Source organism: Pseudomonas reinekei, from assembly GCF_001945365.1.
GTDB classification, from domain to species: Bacteria; Pseudomonadota; Gammaproteobacteria; order Pseudomonadales; family Pseudomonadaceae; genus Aquipseudomonas; species Aquipseudomonas reinekei.
The window spans coordinates 205424-226677 of record NZ_MSTQ01000007.1 but is presented as its reverse complement, the minus strand read 5'-3'; the positions used below and the strand labels follow the sequence as shown (position 1 = coordinate 226677).

Below are 21254 nucleotides of genomic sequence, written 5' to 3'. Positions count from 1 at the left end.
TGATTTTATGTTATAGTATAACAACACAATCAAGCCACTCTCCTCTTGTCCAGAACGACCAAGGGCTGGATGCTGGCGCTCATTCCGTTCACGAGAATCCCATGCGTAACGCCCTTAAACTTGCATTGATGAGCCTTTCATTGCTGGGTGCTGCGGCAGTTCAGGCGCAAATTCCAGCCTTGGCCAATTGCACCCGAAGCGCCAACTTGCTGGCATGCGTGGATGGCGAAGGCAATGCGTACAGCGTCAATACGGTCGGCAGCACAATCTACTTGCGGGGGTTCGAAGCCGCCGGGAAGCGTTACTGGGCGCAGACCAATAGTCGCTACGGCCAGCTGACGTTCTTCACGGGAATCGCATCCGACGGTGAAGCGTGGGTCGGGTACAACCGGCGTGTCGGCTGGACCACGATCAATCGGTTTTCCAGTTCCGGTGGCAGCAGCGCCAAATTCACCTGCAGCCGAATAACCGGTTGCTAACGCTGGGATTACAGGCGGGATCAGCTCGAGGGATTGCCATCCAGGCAAGATGAAAACCTGTTCATGAAAAAGCTATCGTGGAACGCACTGTTATACTATAACATGTAAATTCAATTTCCATGATGGACCTGCTCATGAATGCGCTGACTCTGCCGGATATCGCCGCGCAGGCCTCACGCCAAGCCCTGCCACTTGAGTGGGTGGGCATGTGCGGCATTGCTCTGCCTGTTTTACTCGATGGCCAACGATTGAGCGCAACTGCCGATGCAGGGGTGAGCCTCGACGATGGAGAGGCACGTGGCATTCATATGTCGCGGCTCTATCTGGCGTTGGAAACGCTCGAGCAGGCAACACTTTCGCCGACACTGCTACAACGGGTATTGCAGCGCTTTCTGGACAGTCATGAAGGCCTGGCAAACAGCGCTTATCTAAAAATCCATACGAATCTGCTGCTTAAAAGGCCCGCACTGATCAGCCCGTTGAGCGGATGGAAGACCTATCCCATCTCCATTGATGCGCGTTTGAAAAACTCGATGTTCCACGTGGAACTAAAAATTGAGGTTGCTTATTCCTCGACGTGCCCTTGTTCAGCGGCGTTGTCTCGACAGTTAATCCAACAGCAATTTGTCGATGACTTCGCCAACAAACCGCTGGAACACGCCGACGTATTGGCCTGGCTGGGATCGACAAAAGGCATCGTTGCGACGCCTCACAGTCAACGCAGCTCGGCGCAATTGAGCCTGCAGCTCGACGACTATCTGGACGAGCTGCCATTGATTGCACTGATCAATGACGCCGAAGCAGCTCTCGGCACTCCTGTGCAGACGGCCGTAAAACGTGCCGACGAACAAGCCTTCGCCCTCGCCAACGGTCAGAACCTGATGTTCTGCGAAGACGCAGCCCGACGGTTGAACATCGCCCTGAAACGCTCTCCCGGCATCAACGGCTTTCACATTCGCGTGATCCACGCTGAAAGCTTGCATGCCCACGATGCTGTCGCTGAAAGTCGCTGGAACCGGGAGTACGCATGATCCACTGTCAGGCATTGCGTTGGGGTGCCCCGGGGCAACCGCTGACACCGCCCCTCGACATCGAACTGCAAGAAGGCAGTTTCACCGCCGTGATCGGTGCCAACGGCTCTGGCAAAAGCAGCCTGTTGAAAGTAATGGCCGGCCTGCAAAAACCTCTCTCCGGTAAGGTTGCACTCTCGGCACCGCATAAAGCTGGGCTGTCGTTCCTGCCACAGCAACAACATCTCGATCGCCAGTTTCCCATCAGCCTCCAGGAGCTGGTCACCGCGGGATTCTGGGGCAGCAAACAATCCTCGGAACAACGCCGCCGGCGACTTCGCGCCGTACTGGAAGATTGGTGCCTGAGCGGTTTGGAGCAACGCCCACTGATGGCGTTGTCCGGTGGTGAATTGCAACGTGCCCTGCTGGCTCGATTAAGCCTCGCCGACGCCCCCTTGTTGTTGCTTGACGAACCTCACGCGGCGCTCGACGAGCACGGCCAAGCGCTGCTGTGGAAGCACCTGCACGCGTGGCATGCCGAGGGCCGAACGCTGGTGGTGGTGTGCCATGACCTGGCGGCAGTGCGCCAACACATTGCGCAAACCCTGCTGATAAAAAGCAGCGGCTGCCTCTTTGGCGCGAGCAACGATCTCATCCGCCAGCAACCACTGACGCAGGTGGCGTAATGCTCGCTGCCACACAGCTTTGGCAACCGTTCCACGAGTTCGTGTTCATGCGCCGGGCGCTGATCGGAGGTTTGCTCCTGGCCTGCAGCACGGCACCGCTAGGGGTATTTTTGATTCTGCGACGTATGAGCCTGATCGGAGATGCGGTGGCTCACGGCATACTGCCGGGTGCCGCACTCGGATTCTGGTTTGCCGGCTTGAGTCTCCCCGCATTGACTGTCGGCGGTCTCGGCGCCGGCCTCGGCATGGCTGGACTGGCTGCCTGGATCACTCGGCGAACCGGCCTGCGGGAAGATGCGAGCCTCGCTGCAATCTATCCAATTTCCCTGGCCAGCGGTGTCCTGATTCTCGGCCTGGCGGGCAAGCGCCTGGACTTGTTGCACCTGCTGTTCGGTTCGGCACTGGCGGTCGATGGCCCGACTCTGACCGGGATGCTATGGGTCTCGGCGGTGAGTTTAATCGCCATGCTGCTGATCTACCGTCCCTTGCTGCTGGACACCCTCGATCCACTTTTCCTGCGCACAGTCAGCCGCCTCGGTCCTTTGGCCCATGGCGTATTCCTGACCCTCGTGGTGTTGAATCTGGTGATTGGATTCCAGGCCATCGGTGCCTTGATGGTGGTCGGTTTGATGATGTTGCCCGCCGCCGCTTCGCGCTTCTGGAGTCGCCGGCTACCGGTCCTGATGGCCATCGCAGCGCTGTTCGGTTGCCTCGCGGTATGGCTGGGGCTGCTGCTGTCGTTTGACTATTCCCTACCCAGTGGCCCGGCCATCGTGCTGGTGGCTGGCGGTTTCTACCTGCTGTCGGTGGTATTCGGACCCGTGCACGGTCTGCTGCACCGCCCGCCTTTGCTCACATCCCAATGAGGTGTTACCCGATGCGCGCTTTACTCGTGCTGTTCAGTTTGATGATGTCGATGTCACTGTCTGCAGCGGAAAAACTTCAGGTGGTCACCAGTTTCAGCATCCTGGCCGACATGACCCAACACGTGGGCGGCGAACACATCCAGATCACTAACATGGTCGGCCCCGACGCCGATGCTCACACCTACGAGCCGACACCAAACGATGCCCAGGCACTGCTAAAAGCCAAACTCATCATCAAGAATGGCCTGGGTTTCGAGCCATGGCTGGATCGACTGGTGGCCAGCAGCGACGCCCAGGCACCTGTCATCACCGCCAGTCGAGGCGTTATCCCACGGGATCTGGATGAAGACGGCGAGACCGTTGCCGACCCACATGCCTGGCACAACCTGGCGAACGCCGAGCTGTACGTCGGCAATATCACCAAAGCACTGATTGCCGCAGACCCGGCGAACGAGGCCGACTATCAACGCAACAGTACCGCCTACCTCAAGCAGATCTACGCGCTGCTTGCCGAGGCCAAGGCCAAACTCGGCGCGCTACCTCCGGGTAACCGCAAGATCGTCACCTCCCACGATGCCTTTGGTTACCTCGGCCAAGCCTACGGGATCGACTTCATGGCGCCTCAGGGTTTGTCGACCGAGCGAGAGCCTTCAGCCGCCGAGGTCGCTGCGCTGATCACCCAGATTCGCCAGGCCAAGGTCAAAGCCGTGTTCATGGAAAACATCAAGGATGCGCGCCTGCTCAAACAGATCGCCGACGAAAGCGGCGCACAGATTGGCGGCACGCTGTACTCCGATGCACTCGCGACAACCGGTCCGGCGAGTACCTTTACCGGACTGTTCGAATACAACCTCAACACCCTCTACAACGCATTGAGCAAGCCATGATTCGCAAGAACCCCTCGGGTGATTTACCGCGGATAGCCGAGTCCGCCTATGTCGACAAAACCGCAATCATTTGCGGCAAAGTGGTGATCGGCGAAAACGTCTTTGTCGGACCCTACGCGGTGATTCGCGCCGATGAAGTCGACGAGAACGGTGAGATGCTGCCCATCAACATTGGCGCCAATTCGAACATTCAGGACGGCGTGGTCATCCACTCCAAATCCGGCGCGGCGGTGACCATCGGTGAGTTCAGTTCCATCGCGCACCGCTCGATCGTTCACGGCCCCTGCACCGTCGGAAATCGGGTGTTCATCGGTTTCAACAGCGTGCTGTTCAATTGCCGTGTAGGTGATGGCTGTGTGGTGCGGCACAACTCGGTAGTCGATGGGCGCGACTTGCCCGAGGCCTTCTACGTGCCCTCCACTACGCGCATCGGACCGAACACCGATCTGTCTCAATATCCGCCGGTGAGCATCAGCGCCTCGGAGTTTTCCGAGGACGTGGCGCGCACCAACGTCGACTTGGTGCGCGGTTACAAAGCCCTGCAAAACGAGTTTTAAGATAAATCGACAAACGTCTACATGACAGCGAACAGGGTTTGGTTCTATGGTTTATCCGCTAGCGCGTGTGATCGAAGCAGTCGAGAACAATAACCATGATCCAGATCACCCTGCCCGATGGTTCATTGCGTGAGTACGACCAACCCCTGACCGTTCATGAAATTGCCGCGAGTATTGGCCTGGGGCTGGCCAGTGCGGCGGTGGCCGGACGCGTCAACGGCGTGTTGGTGGATTGCGAATTCATGGTCGGGGCCGATGCCCGGGTCAGCATTGTGACACCACAGGAGCCAGACGGCCTGGAGATCCTGCGCCGGTCCTGCACGCTGATGCTGGCGATGGCGGTCAAACAACTTCATCCGCATGCACAAATGCGCGCGGGCTCGCCGCTGGGTGACGGGTTCTTTTGCGAGTTCGCTGTCGAGCGAGCCCTGGCCGCGACCGACCTGCCGTTGATTGAAGCACGCATGCAATCTCTGGCAGCGACCAACCACTCGATCCGGCGCCAGACGATATCGAGCCCAACCTCTACAACGACAACGACCTCGGAAAATCTCTCCCTCTACCGCCTCGGTGACAGCGAATACTGGACCACCGGCCCGCATGTTCCCACCACCAAAGTGTTGCAGGCATTCGCCCTGGATCACATCAGCGGCACCTTGCAACAACGGGTCTACGGAACGTGTTGGTCCAGCCACCAGGAACTGCAGTATTGGCGCCTGCCGGCCCATGTCATGGTTGTCAGCATGGATGATCGCCAGACCACCTACGCCCACGCTGTCACCGAGACGCTACGCCGTGGCGGCGTTCGCGCCCTGGCGGATCTGCGTAACGAAAAGGTCCGCTACAAGATTCGCCAGCACAGTCAGACCGTGCCGTATCTGGTGGTGGTCGGGGAAAAGGAAAAGGCAGGCGGGTTCGTCAGTGTGCGCAGTAACCGCGGCGAGGATTTCGGCAGGATGCAGGTTGAGGCAGTGTGCCAGTGGTTGAGTCAGCCCGGGATTACCGGGGGCTGACAGTCGCCTTCGCGGGCAAGTCGGCAATCCGGCCTGCCCGCGAAGCCTCTCATCAGGCCCTTGGTTTGACCGTGCCGCAATCCTGGCCCAGCCATACGGCACGAGTATCGAGGCTACCCTTCTGCTGAATACCGGTGGCGTTGAATGTGCCGTTGACCTTGGTGGTGAACTCACGGTCACTGAGGAACGTGGCGACACCCGCACCCTGTGCTTTCGGACAGCTGAAACGGAATTTCCACTGATTGCCGGTGCGCTCGGTGATTTCCTGTTTGCAGCCCGATTGCGGATCGGTCAGCGGAATATTGTCGCTCTTGACCTGTTCCGGCGTCAGGCAGGCGCGAATGCCTTTGCCACCCATGGTGATGCCCTGTTTTTCCAGTTGCGCGCGCTGTGCAGGGGTCATCTGGCTTTGTATCTGACCGAGGATCAGTTGCAGATCCGGCAGGTTCTGGTCATCGACCTTCATGTTGCTCGAGGTCAATTCCCACAAACCCGGCTGCAGCATCTGCGCCTGAGCGGCCACAGGAAGTGCCAAACCCAGCGTAATGGCCAAACCCAGCAGACGAACATTCATCGTGTAACTCCTGATCAGTAGTGGCCGTTAGACGTCGGCCGCACGCTTCGGTTCATGGCCCAATTAAATAGCGACATTCTGCCCGGAACATGGTCTGTTAAGCATTGAATCTTCAGGAGCAAGGCTGCCCCCAATGGATTATTTCGGACCGCATATTTTCGGCTACACCATTGCCCTGCTGCACTCCCTGGGCACGATCGCAGCCATCCATGCCGTGTTGACCGTTCGAACCGCCCAAGGCTCGATCGCCTGGGCACTGTCACTGGTCTTCATGCCTTACCTGACACTCATCCCCTATCTGGTGTTCGGCCGCAGTACCTTCGACGGTTACATCAAGGCACGGCGCCAGGCCAACGAAGAAATGCGCAAGGCCATCTCAGCGCTCAACTGGCGACCTTGGGTAGAGGAAGCGCTCACCGCTCGCGCGTCCACCGCTTACGCGTCGTTAAGGGCCATGCCGAAGCTCGGGCGCATGCCATGCCTCGCCAACAACGACGTGCGGCTGTTGATTAATGGCCGGGCCACCTTCGATGCGATTTTCGATGCCATCAGCCAAGCAAAAGAAGCCGTGCTGATTCAGTTTTTTATCATTCACGACGACCGCCTCGGTCAGCGACTGCATAAATTGTTGCTGGAAAAAGCCGCCGAAGGCGTCGCGATTTACCTGCTCTACGACCGAATCGGCAGCCACTCCCTGCCCCACAGCTATGTTCAGTCGCTGCGCGACGGCGGTGTCGAGGTCAAAGCCTTCGCCACCCGCAGCGGCTGGCTGAATCGCTTCCAGGTCAACTTCCGTAACCACCGCAAGATTGTGGTGGTCGATGGCATGCTCGGCTTCGTCGGTGGGCACAACGTGGGTGATGAATACATGGGAGAGAAACCACCCTTGGCGCCCTGGCGCGACACCCATGTGCAAGTGCGCGGCCCGGTGGTGGCCTGCATGCAGGAATCCTTTGCCGAAGACTGGTTCTGGGCCGCCCGTTCTTTACCGCCACTGATCCTGCCAGACGTGTACCCGGACGACGGCGTATTGTGCCAACTGCTCGCCAGCGGCCCGGCGGATCCCTACGAGACCTGTTCGTTATTTTTCGTCGAAGCCATATACGCGGCAACCGAACGAGTGTGGATCACCACCCCATATTTCATTCCCGACGAAGCGGTGTTTGCCGCTCTGCGCCTGGCGGTACTGCGTGGGGTGGATGTGCGGATTCTGCTGCCGTCGCGGCCCGACCATCGAATCGTCTACGCCGCCTCCAGCCTCTATGCCTTCGAAGCTGTGCGGGCCGGGGTACGGGTTTTCCGCTACGCGCCTGGCTTCCTGCATCAGAAAGTCGTGTTGATCGACAGTGAAATCAGCGCCATTGGCAGCGCCAACATGGATAACCGCTCGTTCCGTTTGAATTTCGAAGTGATGTTGCTGACGGTCGACAGCACATTCGCCGCCGAGGTGGAGCAGATGCTCAACGACGACTTTGCCCAGGCGCACGAAATTGCCAAAGAAGAAGGCCGGGAGACCCGCCGCCTGCAACAGCTCGGCATGCGGGTCGCCCGGCTCATTTCACCCATTCTTTAAGGGGTGTAAATATCGTCACGCGTCCATGGCAGTTCATGACTGCCATCGGCATGGGCCTTCACCGCGAGAATCTGGTGCAGGTTGATCCAGCCTCGGGCGAAGGCGTAGGCACATCCGGCCAGGTACAAACGCCAGATGCGCAGCGCCTGTTCCGGCACCAATTTGCCGGCGGCTTCAAGGTTGTCCTCCAGGCGTTCGCTCCAGTGGTCCAGCGTGCGCGCGTAATGCAGGCGCAGGCTCTCGACATCGACGATTTCCAGGCCCGCTTCACTGATCTCGGCAGAGATCATCGACAGGTGCGGTAACTCGCCGTTGGGGAACACATACTTCTCGATGAAATCACCGGCACCGCGCCCCACCGGACGTCCATCGGTGTGTTTGGCGGTGATACCGTGGTTCATCACCAGGCCACCCTCCTTCACCGCGGCGAACAGGGTTTTGCAGTACTCGGCCAGGTTGGCGTGACCCACGTGTTCGAACATGCCAACGCTGACGACTTTATCGAATCGACCGTCCTGCGGCAGATCGCGGTAATCGAGCAATTGCAGTTCGACCAAGTCCTCCAGACCTTCAGCCTTGACCCGCTCCCTGGCCAGCGCCAGTTGTTCCTTGCTGAGCGTGATACCAAACACCTTCGCCCCGAACTCGCGGGCCGCATAGCGCGCCAACCCACCCCAACCGCAGCCGACATCCAGAAGATACTCGCCGGGTTGCAGGCGCAGCTTGCGACATAAATGGCGGAATTTTGCCTGTTGAGCCTGCTCCAGGGTTTCGCTGCCGGTCTCGAAGTAAGCGCAGGAATACGCCATGTCGCTATCGAGCCACAGCTGATAAAACGCGTTAGAGAGGTCGTAATGGTAGGAGATTGCCTTGGCGTCGGTTTCTTTGTCGTGGACGGTACGCACAGGCTGACTGTCGTCGTCCTCATTGAGCAACGCCAGGCTCCATTCATCGCAGACGCGGATCACGTCACTGATAGAGCCTTCCAGCTCCAGTTTGCCCTCGACGAATGCTGCTCCGAGCGCGTCCAGGCTGGGATGGGTGAACTGGGTAACCATTTGTGGGTCCTTGACCACAATAGTGACGCTGGGCGTCGGCCCCAGATTGAATTCATGGCCATCCCAGAGTCGCAGGCGTAGCGGTAACTGCAGATTCTGTAAGGCCGGTGGAAGTTGCGCGAGCATGGAAAATCCCCCTTGTTTCAGACGTCTGATCAGAGGTTAGACCATCTTGGAAAAATAGCAGGCTATCGAATTCATAGCCGTTTTCTATGATTCGCGCCGCCAACTCACACACGCCTCGAATACACAGAATGCCGTGTCCTCACCTTAAGTGACTGCGGACACGGCAGACAGTTCTAACGATTTATCTTTCATACAGCGCTGCGATTTAGAGCCATTGGCGACGCAACGTCTCAGTTTTCATCCTTCAGTTTCAGCAAAGGTTCTTGAAACCGCAGCAGGCGTCCGGCGTTGCCCAACACCAGCAACGTGCTGAAGTTGTGCAGTAACGCTGCGATCATTGCCCCTGCCGCACCCAGCCAGCCGAATGCGGCGAAGGCGACGATAGCCAGCGTCCAGCCCAAACCAATGATCACGTTGACCTGCAACGTCTGTCGGCACTGGCGACTCAAGCGCACGCAGGTCCCGAGGCGTCGCAAGTCGCTGCCGATCAACACGATGTCGGCGGACGCCAGTGCAATGTCCGCCCCGCCAGCACCCATCGCCACTCCGACCACACCGGCCTTGAGGGCCAGGGAATCGTTGATGCCGTCGCCGACCACCATCGGCCGAAAACCACTGTCGATTTCCTTGAGCACGCGATTGAGTTTGTCCTCGGGCAACGCTTGCGCCTCAACGTCGCGGATGCCGACATCCCGCGCGAGGGTCTGCGCCACACTGTTGCGGTCACCGGTGAGCAACAGTTGCCGGCCCAATCCCAGCTCGCGCAATTCGCTCAAGGCGAACTTCGCTTCAGGTTTGACGCTGTCTGCGAGTAGCAGCCAGGCGAGGAATTCACCGTTGAGCGCCAGCCCGGCGATCGGTCCGTCATGCTCGGGAACGGCTGAGGGGGTAATGCCCAAAAGAGCGAACAGCTCGGGTCGTCCGAGTGCAGCCTCGCCCTGCTCGGTCATCGCCACGACGCCTAGCCCCTGACGTTCGTGAAGGTCCGAGAGCAGCACAAAGTGCTCCTGCGTCACCAGCCCGGCCAGCGCCCGGCTGACCGGGTGACTGCTGGCGGAACCGAGACTGGCGGCAAGTTTCAGCACATGACTGCGATCCTCCAGCGGACTATCGATCGATTGCAGGCGCAAAGTGCCGAAGGTCAGGGTGCCGGTCTTGTCGACCACCAGCGACGTCAGGTCGGCCAGCTCTTCAAGAAATGCCGAACTGCGGATCAGAATCCCGTGTCGTGCAGCCACTGCCACACCGGCAATCGCCGTCGCCGGCGCCGACAACACCAGTGCACAGGGACAGGCCGCCACCAACACTGCGAGCATCGCCTGGGCATCGTTGGTAACGAACCAGGTCACCGCTGCCAGCAGCAACACCAGCACCATGTAACTACCGGCGTAACGCTCAAGCAATCGCGTGATCGGTGGCTTGGAGCGCTCGGCGTTTTGCATCAGCGCGATCACTTTGCCGAGGGTCGAATCTTGCCCGGTGCGAGTGACCTCGATGCGCAGCAAACCGTCGAGGTTGATTGCCCCGCCAAACACCGACATGCCGATGCCCGCTTCTATCGGTACCGATTCACCTGTAATCGACGCGGTATCCAGGCTCGCCTGTCCGGACAACACCCGGCCATCCGCCGGTACACGATCACCGGCGCGCACCTCCACCACGTCGCCCGCCTTGAGCGTGCCGTTGTCGACTTCGATAATGGTGCCGTCGGCCATTACTTTGCGCGCGTGACTGCGGGTCAGTTTGCCAAGAGCCTGAATGGCTTCCTGCGAACCGATGACGCTGCGCTCTTCCAGCACGTGGCCGAAAATCATGATGATTGGCAGCAACGCCGCCGTCAGCAGATCGCCCGTGGCCCAGGCACCGAGCATGGCCAGGGCGATCAACTGATCAGTGATGCCATGCAGGCTCGGATAACGCAGGCTATACCACGCCGAACGCATCACCGGGACGGCCACCAGCAACGATGCAAAACCCAACAGCAACTGGCTGACACCGGTCTGCTCTGGCGACATCCAGCGCCAGAGCAGACCCAGCGCGAGCAATCCGAGTGCGAGCATCGCCAGGGTTAATTGGCGAGCGGCGCTGCGTTGTTCGGCCGAAGACAACAGGCTCGGTGCAGCCGCGGTTTGCGCAGTCATTGTGCAGCTCCCTGAATGATCAGGCGGGAATCGTCTTTGGGATTGACCGTGGTCACCGAACCCGCCTGACCGAGAATTTTCGGCATTCGCTCACGGTAGATCCGCAGCAACATTTGCGGGTCGGTGCCTTGCTGTTGTGCCTTGGCCAGGCTCAATACCGTGGCCGTATCCGCCGACGCTTTCGCCAGCCGTTCACTGGCCTGAGCATGAGCGACTTGCAGCGCGCGGTCGGCCTGTTCGTTGGCCGTCTGAGTCAGCTTTTCGGCTTCAGTGCGCGCGTTCGCCACCGCTTTGTCGGCCTGCTGACTGGCGGTGAGTACGGCATTGAAGGCATTCACTGCGGGCCCCGGCAAACTCGACTGGACGTCGACGCGAGCGACTTCAATCCCCAGCCCTTGCCCGGTTGCTGTCAACTCTGCCAAGCGTTGATTGATGCCCTGCACCAGATCACCTCGCAGACGCTCCCGTCGTTCGGCAGCCTGGTTGTCAGCGCCGATCAACTCCGGACGCGCCACCAGAATAGTGTCCAGATCGCGAGCAGCGGTCAGCGCGACGGCGCTGCGAGTCACCAGTCGATCCAATGCCGGCAGTACGTGTTCGCCTTGCAGCACGAAGGCATACGGCTCGGTGACTTTGTAGAAAACCCGTACATCAAGTTGCACCACCCCGGCGTCACCGGTGAGCAAATATCCGGAGCCCGCCAGCGCATCGCTGATCGGCGTGGCGAAACTGGCGACGCGATCAGCCTGTAGCGCCGCATCGCTGCGCAGCAGATTTTCCACCCGTCTTTCGATGACCCGGTCCGCCGCCGGCAACAAGATCACCTGCTCAAACGGGCGTGGCCAAGCCAATAACAGACCTGCGTTCTGGATGCGATCCAGTGCGCCGAAATGCAAAACCACCGCGCGACTCTGCGGATCAATCTGCCGCACATTGGAAAACGCCCAGGCCAAAGCTGCCAGAACCGTCACCGCGTACAACGCAAGAAATGCCAAACGCCCGGCCTGAATCCAGGGGCTGCTCAGTTCATTTGTTCCACGTGGAACCAGACTCATGGTTGCGATCCAGGCTTGGTTTCGAGCGTGGGCGGACCGTCAACCAGCACGCGGAATGGTGCAGCATCGGTGCGCAGGATCAGTTTTGTCCCCGGCGTTACCACGGTGCCCAAGGTATCGAGTGAACGCAGCAGGTTGTAGAGCTGCGGCGACCCGGCGTATGCACGACCGTAAATCTGCGCCGCTTCGACGCGGGACTGCGCCTCAATGTCCGCCGCTTTCACCGTGGCATCGGCTTGCACGATTCGCGCGTCACGTTCTGCTGCCGAGCGAATTTGCGCCGCTTCACGCTTGCCGATAGCGGTGCGCTCGGTGGCAATGGTTTCACGCTCGGCGCGCATGCGATCAACCGTCGCCGTGAGCGTCACCGAAGGCAAGGTCAACCGCTCGATGCCGACTTGCAGCACGCGAACGCCATAGGTGGTGAGCAACTGCTGATCGATTTGCTGGCGCAACTGCGCTTCGAAATCCGCGATGTGCACCTGATTGGCGTCGGTGTTCACCAGGTTAGCCAAGTCGAAACTGCTGGCTGTTGTCTCCAGCGCCGAGCCAATGAAGGTCCGAATTTGTCGCGCGGCTTCATCGGGTTGATTCTGCACGGCGCGCATGAAGCGCTGCACGTTGTCCGGATCACCCTGCACCTGCCAGGCGACGTACGCCTGAACAATGATGCGCAAGCCATCCCGCGTCCCCACATCCTGCAAACCACTGGACGTGGTTCGCAGCCGAAGATCCACCGGAATCGCTGCTTCGAAAGGTGCAGGCCAGCGCCAGCCGAGACCCGGCTCCAACAGGACCCGCGCCGGATTACCGAAGCGCGTGATCACCGTCGCTTCGCCCGAACGCACCTGTACCAGGCTGGCTGCCGCAACCGCAAACGCAACGAGCAATGCCGCCCAGCCCATTCGCCGCCAGGGAAACGGGCCTGCCTCCTGTGGGTCGCCATGGTGGTGATGGTGATGACCGTGATGGTGCCCGCCATGGCCATGATCGTGGCCGGCGTGATCCGCGTGATCGTGAGTATGCGACTGGCTCAATTGGCAGCTCCTGGCTGAGCGGTTTTAGGCGGCGCCACAGGGTCGGCCGGCAACGTGAACGTACGGAGGTCGATAGTCGGTGCATGGCTGCTGCCGCCCAGACGATGATCGAGCACCAGCAACCTGGCGTTGGCCAGCCCCTGGGAGAGTTGACCGAGATATTGCTCAAGCACGAAGGCTTGACCGGCACTGGCATAGGCCTTCTGCTCGGCACTGAATTTCAGGTCGGCGGCTTGTGCATTAGCGTTGATTTCCCGCGCACTGGCGGTCGCTTGATCGCGGGCAACACTGGCCTGTAATTGCGCCTGATTGGTGGCTTCGGCGGCGGCACCACGCTCACGGGCAATCAATGCCTGCACGCCAATCTGCGACGCTTGCACAGCGTGATACGCGTTGGCTGCGCCCGCAGGCGGGTGAATCGCTTCGACCACCGTGGCGAGGATTTCCACGCCGCTGTCGAGCCTTTGCAGATCTGCCTGTACGGCGCGGCCGATCTCTTGCGCCAGCCCTACCCTGTCTTCACCAAGCAAGCCATCGAGGGTGCGCGAGGCGAAGTCGTGAACCAGAATCCGGCTGGCCGTACTGCGGATCAATGTTGGCACGTCAGCGCTGTTATAGGTCGCTGCCAGTGCTGCCTGATCGGTCAGGCCAATGCGATAGACGAAGCGCACGTCCATGTTGACGATCTGGAAGCTCTGCTTGTCGGCGCGGCCGCTGGCGATCACCTGGGATTTGTCGTTCACATGGCTGGCGTCCCACAACCGGTTGGCCGTGAGCGGCGCCGGACCTTCGGCTGGCGACAGCTGTGTCGGAGCGGATGCTTCGCCAACGCTGGTGGCCAACTCGTGTACCACACCGTTTTCAACATTCAGGACCCGACCCAATGGCCAAGGTAAACCGGCGTGCAAGCCAGGTCCAAACACCTCCACCGGTTTGCCAAACCGTTCGTAGATGCCGCGGCCTTGCAGCGGTATTTCGTGCAGGCCGGTCAGTGACCAACCGACCATGGCAACCATGGCAAGCACCGGCAAAAACGCCCGCCGCATAAAAGTGAATGCCCAGATTTGCCGCAGATCGATGCCAAAGCGGTTGTGCAGTTCGTGTTGCAACGCCAGCAAAGGTTGTGGCGGCCAACGCAGCAGGTCGGCGACAAAACTGCGCGCCAGCAGCGCGGGTTCGACTTGCTCGCGGCGCGGACTGAACAAAGACAGCACCGCACGCAGCAGCCACTCCACGGCAACAAGCCCAGGCAACAGGCCAATCAGAACCGCCAGCCGCACAGGCCAAACCGACGTTTCACTGCCAAACAGCAAGCACAACGCGCCCAACACCAGGCTGATGATCGTGACTCGGGTCATTTGCGCCAAGGCGGCGGCTTCAGGCCATTGCGCGGGGCTTTCCTGGGCCAGATGACGCTCCAGCACCAACAAACCGAACGCAAGCAGTAAGGCCAGGGCAGCGCCAATGGCGGCCGACAATCCCAGCGCAGCCGCTGGCAACGAGAGGTTCCAGGCTTGCTCGACGCAGAGCACAACCAACAAGGCCCACCCCCCCAGCCACAGGGTTGGCGCACCGATCTGAGTGAGCGTGATCAACCAGCGCTGACTGATTTTATCCAACAGCCGTTCATACCAACCCGTCGGCGTGTCGACTTCCTGCGCACCAACCTCTGCGACCGCGGGATTGATCGCCCGGGCACGCCATTGCGTCACCCACCATGCAGATTGAAAGCCCGCCACTAACACCAGCAGCGCGGCGCTCTGGTTAAACAGCAACGCCGGCCAAAGCGATTGCGGCGCAAACAGCCCGACAAAAAAACCGCACAACACGCCGATTGCCGCCAGTACGCCCAAGCCGATCGCGAGTTGACGCAAGCGCCGTCCTTGAACAATCGCCTGCTGAAAACGTGGCAGCCCCGCTACCTCAGGCCCCTCTACATCTAGGTCGACTTGCATAGCGCTCCAGTGGTTATCTTTGCTCACGTCGAATTTCGTTACCATATAACGAAATCGGTGAAATTTTCGTGCTAATTCGCAGTATCTAACGAGGCTCAACCTGTCGCTTGGCTGAAGCCTTGACCGAAAGGCGTCGGAACGCACATATTACGTTCGTAATTTTACTCAAAGGCTACGGTTACCCATCGATCCCTTTCAATCCAGGAGAAGATCCATGAGCACTTACGATGTCGTGATACTCGGCGGTGGACCAGGCGGTTACAACGCAGCGATCCGCGCGGGTCAACTGGGTTTGAAAGCCGCTTGCGTGGAAGGTCGTGCCACGCTTGGCGGCACATGCCTGAACGTGGGGTGCATGCCGTCCAAGGCATTGCTGCATGCATCCGAGCTCTACGACGCGGCCATGGGAACGGAATTCGCCAACCTGGGGATCGAGGTCAAACCCAGCCTCAATCTCGCGCAGATGATGAAGCAGAAAGATGAAAGCGTGACCGGGCTGACCAAGGGCATCGAGTTTCTCTTTCGCAAAAACAAGGTCGACTGGATCAAGGGCTGGGGGCATATCGACGGGCCGGGCACAGTCAGCGTCACTGACGCAGCTGGCGGCAAGACTGAGCTGAGTGCCAAGGACATCATCATCGCCACGGGCTCCGAACCCACGCCCCTGCCCGGCGTCGAGATTGATAACAAACGTATCCTCGACTCCACCGGTGCCCTGTCACTGGCCGAAGTGCCAAAACACCTGGTCGTCATCGGCGCCGGCGTGATCGGTCTGGAGCTGGGCTCGGTATGGCGGCGCCTGGGCGCGCAGGTCACGGTCGTCGAATTTCTCGACCGGATCTGCCCCGGGGTGGATGGTGAAGCTGGCAAAACCCTGCAACGCTCGCTGAGCAAACAAGGGATCAGTTTCAAGTTGAGTTCGAAGGTGACGAGCGCAACCACGTCAGCCACGGGCGTGCAGCTCAGCGTCGAACCCGCCGCGGGTGGAACTGCCGAAATGCTCGAAGCCGATTATGTGCTGGTGGCCATCGGACGCCGACCTTATACACAGGGCCTGGGGCTGGAGAACGTTGGTCTCGCCACCGACAAGCGCGGCATGCTCGCCAACAAGGGGCACCGTACCGAAGCCGCTGGCGTCTGGGTCATCGGTGACGTGACGTCAGGGCCGATGCTCGCGCATAAGGCAGAGGACGAAGCCATGGCGTGTGTCGAGCAGATCGTCGGCAAGGCCGGGGAGGTCAATTACGGTCTGATCCCCAACGTGATCTACACCAAGCCGGAACTGGCCAGCGTTGGCAAAACCGAAGAGCAACTGAAAGCCGAGGGCCGTGCCTATAAGGTCGGCAAGTTTCCCTTCACCGCCAACAGCCGGGCGAAGATCAATCACGAGACCGAGGGCTTCGCTAAAGTCCTGGCCGATGAACGTACCGACGAAATCCTCGGCGTGCACCTGGTCGGCCCGAGCGTCAGTGAAATGATTGGCGAATATTGCGTGGCCATGGAGTTCAGCGCCTCTGCCGAGGACATCGCCCTGACGTGCCATCCGCATCCGACCCGTTCTGAAGCCTTGCGCCAGGCTGCGATGAATGTGGAGGGGATGGCGACGCAGATGTAACACCCGCAAAAGATCGCATCCCTGCAGGCTGCGATCTTTTCGCTTTAATCTGGCAAATGCGTCAACGGTAATGGCCCCGGCGCTTTCACTGTGTGGATCGCAAAGTTGCTGCGGATATCGCTCACGCCGGGCAACTTCAACAGGCATCCAGTCAGAAAGCGGTCGTAGGCGCGCAAATCCGGCACCACCACTTGCAAGAGAAAATCCGATTCGCCGGACACCAGAAACGCCGAAATGACCTCTGGCAACGCCGTGACCGCCAGGCGAAACGACTCCGCCTGTTCGTCGTTGTGACGTTCAACCTTTACGCCGACAAACACGGTCAATCCAAGACCCGCTTCATCGCGATCGAGGTTCGCCTGATAACCCCGTATCACCCCAGCCTCCTCAAGCATACGGACCCGTCGCAAACAGGGCGACGCCGACAGGCCGATCTCTTCAGCCAGTTGCACATTGGTCAGGCGACCGTCCCGCTGTAATGCAGCGAGAATCTTGCGGTCGTAGGCGTCCAGTTTCATGATTTGGCAGATCCCGATGGTCGAATGGGCATTGATTGGCAGATTATGCCAAGGTTAACCGTTTCAGACGCAAACTACGCAAGCACCTGCCCTGCCCTCGCGCCCTAAACTGGCCCTACCAAATCGACAACGAATGGGGGAGCGACATGGCGGGACTCTGGATGTTTTTCATGGCGTTGGCGGTGGTCTATCTATTGCCCGGCCCCGACATGATCCTGCTGTTGCAGACCGGCACTCGTCAGGGCAAAGGCGCGGCACTCGCCACAGCGGTGGGGTTGGCGGTAGCGCGAAGCTGTCACGTGGTGCTGGCGGCGCTGGGGTTGGCGGCGCTGTTCAAAGCGGCACCCTGGACGTTCGACGTGGTGCGCCTGGCGGGTGCGGCGTATCTGCTGTGGATCGGTATCCACTGCCTGCGAACAACGATGCTACCGACATTGAGCAGCCATCAACCGATCGAGAAAGCGCGCTGGCGCGAAGCGATCCGCCGCGGCCTGCTGACCAACCTGCTCAATCCCAAGGCGCTGCTGTTTTGTTCCGTGTTGCTGCCGCAATTCATCAACCCACAGGCCGGCCCGGTGCTCGCGCAATTTGCAGTGCTGGGCGGAGTGTTGGTCGGCGTCGGTTTACTTTTCGACAGCGCCTACGCCTTGAGCGGCGCAGCGCTCGGCCGTTGGTTGCAACGCAGTCCTTCAGCCCAGCGCCTGCAGCAATGGTTGTTCGGCAGCCTGCTGATCGGTTTCGCCGTGCGGCTGGCCTTTGTCCAACAGGCTTGAGCCTTACTGCGCTTTGCGCCGGCGGCGAATGATCAGCAGCATCGCGGCGGCTGCTACAGCCGCTACGCCACCCAGTTGCAATGGAGTCTTGTAAGGCCGCACTGCAGAGCGAGCGGCATCAGTAACCTGGGTGACATAACGTTTGTCCGCGTTCTCGAAATCCGGATACGGGCACTGATGACCGAAGTCGGCCGCCCACTCCACAAACGGCCCCTCTTTGACATAGCGCTGATACAGCGCACTTTGATCTTCCAGGCTGCTGTTCCACCCGGCCGCCTCACACAGCACAGCGGCAAATGCCTGGCTGGTATGCGGCAAGTGATCCGCCGCGCGATTGGCCAGGTCCGTGGCGACAAACCGGTAGTGATAACGCTGGTCAGGCCGGGCCGCGCTGGCTTGCTGGCGTTTCACTTCGTCTTCGGACACCAGCGGCCCGACTTTCAACTCAGTGCTTTCAAGGCTGTAGCTACCGCCGAACGTGGCGTAGTCCGGAGCCATTTCATAGCCGAGGATATCCATGCCCCATTCACGTGCCGTCCACGCGGCATTAAACAAGGCAGCAGCGCGACGGGTCGGCCACCAAGCGGCATCGGCCGCCAGACGTTGCTCGCCATAGAGCCTGGCCTTGTGGCGCAGCCCGTCGTTATCGAAATAGGCCGGCGCCTCTTCATAATGCCCTTCACGCAACAAACGCCGACCGAGCAAATTGCGCAGGCTCGCCGCCACCGGCAGCGGCACGTAGTTATCACGCTGCTGTTGGGTAAGCGGCGGGGGTGCCGGGACTTGAGTGTCGACGTAGTGCTTGAGTTCTTCGAGGGTCAGGACACGCTCGGCAACCGTCGCCGCGTCGAACCAATAGATACTTTGGCTGCGATAGAGCTGGTCGAACGCCTGCAGGTAATCCCCGCGTTGCAGGGCCAGAATCGCGCTTTCGCCATCCACCCGACATTTGGGTTGCAGCGTTTCATAATCGAAGTCCGGCGTCCGGCGATCACCCCACGACTCATTCTTCGGAAAGGCTTGCGCCGCTTTGGCATACGCCGCAGCCGCCGCTGTTTTATCGCCATCACGCAGCGCCAGCTTGGCGCGTAACCACCAGGCCAGCCCGCCGTCGCCAGCCTGTTCAAGGAACGCCTTGGCGCTGGCGTAATCGCCTTGTTGATAATTCACCGCTGCCAGCCGATCCGCGTTGTCGAGACTGCCGCGCGTACTGTTTTGCAGCGATTTGATGAGCTTCGATTCATTCGCCGGTTGTTCACTGAAGGACCAGCCCAGTCGGCTGATCAACGATGCCGTCACCAACTGCTGCACCGGTTTATGCTTGAGCAATTGAGCCAGTTGCGCCTCGGGCATTGCCGACAGATCGGCCATCAACACCTTCAACGAGGTGTAGCCCACCGCTGAACCGTGAAGGTTTTGCGTGGCATAAAGTTCGATGGCGCTGTCCCAGTCGCCCATAGTGCGGGCAACCCGGGCCTCTTCACCGAGACTGGCGACGCCCAGTTCCAAGGGATCACTGAAGCCGTCGATACTCAGCTGCCGGGTTTGCTCGAAAGCCTTGCGCGCTTGCGTCAGCAGGTCGGAGGCCGCACCTGCTTCCGTGCTCATGGCGAACAGCGCCCGGCCCAAGGAATACGCAGCCCAAGTGCTGCGCAGCGCCCGTTGGTTCGCAGGTAACGCGAGCACTTTCTGAAAGTACTCTGCGGCCAAGCCATGATCAGCAACTGCAAATGCCACGGCCCCGGCCAGATAAAGCCTGACCTCAATCGGCAGACTCGCGCCTTGCTCTTCGACCTGGCGAGCATCGGTGAGCCCGCGCAGCTGTTTCACCAACGCCTGTTGCTCAGCGGTCAAACCGCTTTGCTCGGCCTGGCTGCGCTGTTCTGCGTATTCAGGTTCTTCCATGCTGTAGGCGGTAGCGCTGACATTTTGCAACCCGGGAATGGCATGCCCCAGGCGACTGACTTCAAAGTTGAAGTTGCCTTCCGGCAGTTCCGCCAGCGACTGGTCCCGGTTGTCCAGCAAACGCATGGGAAAATCCGGCCCGCACGCCAACGCTGATCCCAGCGGCAGGCTAAGGCTCAGGCAGAGCAGATGACGCGGCCAGTTACGGGTGAACATTCGAAGCTCCTTGATCAATTTTCGAGCAGCGCGCCCAACCGATGGCGCGTTGCCCTCCGGCCGCTATTCGACCGTCACGCAAGCGGGTGAAGGTAAGCAGATCCGGACTCTGTTGCAATGCATAACCGGCCAGCGCATCGGCGCCTTCGCAACCCTGCACCGCCAGCGTCACCCGTTCTGGCCAGGCGTTGTCGAGGTTGCCGAGGTTCTCGATAGCGATGTCATAGAGGCCTTCATCAGCCGAGAGTTTCAGCGACAACTGACTATCGAGAGCGTCACCACGAGACACTGCGCGCAGCGTCGTCAGGCTCCAGGCGCGACGGTCATTGATCAATGGCAGGCGAAACCAGATCAGGCCAGCCAGATGCGCTGGAGGATCATTGCGCAATTGGATTGCAAGCTCGCTCAGTTGCTGCGGATCGGCCAGCAACTCACGGCGCTCGCCATCACGTTCGAGGCGCACCTCACTCTCCACGATGGGCGCACCGCTGGCGCTCGACAACAACGCCACACCGTAGGCCGGCAATGCCAGGTAGAAGGGTTTTGCGCTGATGCGACTCCAGGCTTTCGCCCACTGCCGCGCTTGCTCGGGATCAAACAAACCACGACGCGGATCACTCACCGCGTGCACCTGCAGCACACTGCTGTCGACGGTGGATAACAGCGCCGGCAACTCAGGACTGTCGAGCCAGGCCGGCAACGCCGTGATGCTCAGGGGCAACGACGCTGGCAACACCGCGCGTAATTGCGTGAGGAATTCACGGTAGCCGGGTAACCGGGAAATGCCCGCGTCGTGATCGATTTCCACACCGGCAAGGTGCAGCCCCTGAGCCTGCCACTCAATAACCACCTGCTGAATCTGCACCGTGACTTCATCCTGATTCAACGACTTGAGCTGACCATCGAGGCGAATCACCGCGATCAGCGGGCGTCCATCTCGCTTGAGCAACAGCGGATCGATTCGCGCCCGACTCAAGCCCGCCTGGGGGAAAGCCTGCAGTGCCAACACACGCAAGGTGGAAAAGTCCATGCGGCTGTCTGCCAGGGCCGCTTCATGGGCTGACGTCCATTGTCGTTGCCAGATGTAGAGCTGTTGATCGAGTGCTGGTGTGCCCTTTTGGTCGCAGCCAAGTAGCAGCGCCAACGTTGTCAGCAAGATGATCAAGCGAGAGAAAAAAACCATGAAACGCCTATCCCTGAAATGCAGAAA

19 protein-coding genes are annotated in these 21254 nt (G+C 60.0%); 10 read left to right on the top strand and 9 right to left on the bottom strand.

The genetic code is table 11. From position 1 onward, the window contains the following. Window positions 1-101: 101 nt before the first annotated feature. The 7 genes from BVK86_RS14270 (at window position 102) to BVK86_RS14240 (ending at window position 5498) form a co-directional block, all read left to right on the top strand. Window positions 102-479 (top strand): glutamine synthetase, encoded by a 378-nt coding sequence (locus tag BVK86_RS14270; protein ID WP_075947033.1) that lies wholly within the window; start codon window positions 102-104, stop codon window positions 477-479. Between the two features lie 134 nt (window positions 480-613). Beyond that, window positions 614-1510: a GTP cyclohydrolase FolE2 gene (gene folE2 / locus BVK86_RS14265; RefSeq protein ID WP_075947032.1), complete on the top strand. Its 897-nt coding sequence runs from the start codon at window positions 614-616 to the stop codon at window positions 1508-1510. Continuing rightward, complete coding sequence (locus BVK86_RS14260; protein ID WP_075947031.1) at window positions 1507-2175, top strand: metal ABC transporter ATP-binding protein; 669 nt, start codon at window positions 1507-1509, stop codon at window positions 2173-2175. The genes folE2 and BVK86_RS14260 overlap by 4 nt, the downstream gene beginning before the upstream one ends. Beyond that, window positions 2175-3041 carry a metal ABC transporter permease gene (locus BVK86_RS14255; RefSeq protein ID WP_075947030.1) on the top strand — a complete coding sequence of 289 codons (867 nt, stop codon included), beginning with the start codon at window positions 2175-2177 and terminating at the stop codon, window positions 3039-3041. Before BVK86_RS14260 ends, BVK86_RS14255 begins: the two co-directional genes overlap by 1 nt. A gap of 11 nt (window positions 3042-3052) precedes the next feature. Next, window positions 3053-3928, top strand: a complete 876-nt coding sequence (locus BVK86_RS14250) for a metal ABC transporter substrate-binding protein (protein WP_075947029.1) — start codon at window positions 3053-3055, stop codon at window positions 3926-3928. Continuing rightward, a complete protein-coding gene (locus BVK86_RS14245; RefSeq protein ID WP_075947028.1) occupies window positions 3925-4485 on the top strand; it encodes a gamma carbonic anhydrase family protein in 561 nt (186 codons plus the stop codon). Before BVK86_RS14250 ends, BVK86_RS14245 begins: the two co-directional genes overlap by 4 nt. A 95-nt stretch (window positions 4486-4580) precedes the next feature. Continuing rightward, entirely contained in the window at window positions 4581-5498 is a 918-nt protein-coding gene (locus BVK86_RS14240; protein WP_075947027.1) for a His/Gly/Thr/Pro-type tRNA ligase C-terminal domain-containing protein, read from the top strand. A 52-nt stretch (window positions 5499-5550) separates the two neighbouring features. Here BVK86_RS14240 and BVK86_RS14235 read toward each other — a convergent pair whose 3' ends face one another. Next, window positions 5551-6072: a DUF3617 domain-containing protein gene (locus BVK86_RS14235; protein WP_075947026.1), complete on the bottom strand. Its 522-nt coding sequence runs from the start codon at window positions 6070-6072 to the stop codon at window positions 5551-5553. Between the two features lie 133 nt (window positions 6073-6205). Here BVK86_RS14235 and cls point away from each other — a divergent pair, with 133 nt between their 5' ends. Further along, window positions 6206-7645 carry a cardiolipin synthase gene (gene cls / locus BVK86_RS14230; protein ID WP_075947025.1) on the top strand — a complete coding sequence of 480 codons (1440 nt, stop codon included), beginning with the start codon at window positions 6206-6208 and terminating at the stop codon, window positions 7643-7645. On the opposite strand, the gene cfaB is transcribed toward cls, so the two are convergent. The 5 genes from cfaB to hflK (BVK86_RS14205) form a co-directional block, all read right to left on the bottom strand. Beyond that, window positions 7642-8829, bottom strand: coding sequence for a C17 cyclopropane fatty acid synthase CfaB (gene cfaB, locus BVK86_RS14225; RefSeq protein WP_075947024.1), 1188 nt, complete (start codon window positions 8827-8829; stop codon window positions 7642-7644). The genes cls and cfaB overlap by 4 nt on opposite strands. 230 nt (window positions 8830-9059) lie before the next feature. Next, the gene (locus BVK86_RS14220; protein ID WP_075947023.1) at window positions 9060-10970 is read right to left on the bottom strand and encodes a cation-translocating P-type ATPase; all 1911 of its coding nucleotides are present in this window, start codon (window positions 10968-10970) and stop codon (window positions 9060-9062) included. After that, window positions 10967-12025: a protease modulator HflK gene (gene hflK / locus BVK86_RS14215; RefSeq protein WP_075947022.1), complete on the bottom strand. Its 1059-nt coding sequence runs from the start codon at window positions 12023-12025 to the stop codon at window positions 10967-10969. The genes BVK86_RS14220 and hflK (BVK86_RS14215) overlap by 4 nt, the downstream gene beginning before the upstream one ends. Continuing rightward, window positions 12022-13062 (bottom strand): protease modulator HflC, encoded by a 1041-nt coding sequence (hflC, locus tag BVK86_RS14210; protein WP_075947021.1) that lies wholly within the window; start codon window positions 13060-13062, stop codon window positions 12022-12024. Before hflC ends, hflK (BVK86_RS14215) begins: the two co-directional genes overlap by 4 nt. Next, a complete protein-coding gene (gene hflK / locus BVK86_RS14205) occupies window positions 13059-15017 on the bottom strand; it encodes a protease modulator HflK (protein WP_075947020.1) in 1959 nt (652 codons plus the stop codon). The genes hflC and hflK (BVK86_RS14205) overlap by 4 nt, the downstream gene beginning before the upstream one ends. Window positions 15018-15231: 214 nt before the next feature. Here hflK (BVK86_RS14205) and lpdA point away from each other — a divergent pair, with 214 nt between their 5' ends. Further along, window positions 15232-16632 carry a dihydrolipoyl dehydrogenase gene (lpdA, locus tag BVK86_RS14200; protein ID WP_075947019.1) on the top strand — a complete coding sequence of 467 codons (1401 nt, stop codon included), beginning with the start codon at window positions 15232-15234 and terminating at the stop codon, window positions 16630-16632. A 44-nt stretch (window positions 16633-16676) separates the two neighbouring features. On the opposite strand, the gene BVK86_RS14195 is transcribed toward lpdA, so the two are convergent. Then, window positions 16677-17150: an Lrp/AsnC family transcriptional regulator gene (locus tag BVK86_RS14195; RefSeq protein WP_075947018.1), complete on the bottom strand. Its 474-nt coding sequence runs from the start codon at window positions 17148-17150 to the stop codon at window positions 16677-16679. Between the two features lie 146 nt (window positions 17151-17296). Between BVK86_RS14195 and BVK86_RS14190 the strand changes: the two genes are divergently transcribed. After that, complete coding sequence (locus tag BVK86_RS14190; RefSeq protein ID WP_075947017.1) at window positions 17297-17923, top strand: LysE family translocator; 627 nt, start codon at window positions 17297-17299, stop codon at window positions 17921-17923. Between the two features lie 3 nt (window positions 17924-17926). On the opposite strand, the gene BVK86_RS14185 is transcribed toward BVK86_RS14190, so the two are convergent. Both BVK86_RS14185 and BVK86_RS14180 read right to left on the bottom strand, forming a co-directional pair. Further along, window positions 17927-20044: a hypothetical protein gene (locus tag BVK86_RS14185; RefSeq protein WP_075947016.1), complete on the bottom strand. Its 2118-nt coding sequence runs from the start codon at window positions 20042-20044 to the stop codon at window positions 17927-17929. After that, complete coding sequence (locus BVK86_RS14180; RefSeq protein WP_075947015.1) at window positions 20031-21227, bottom strand: DUF3142 domain-containing protein; 1197 nt, start codon at window positions 21225-21227, stop codon at window positions 20031-20033. The genes BVK86_RS14185 and BVK86_RS14180 overlap by 14 nt, the downstream gene beginning before the upstream one ends. Between the last annotated feature and the right edge of the window lie 27 nt (window positions 21228-21254).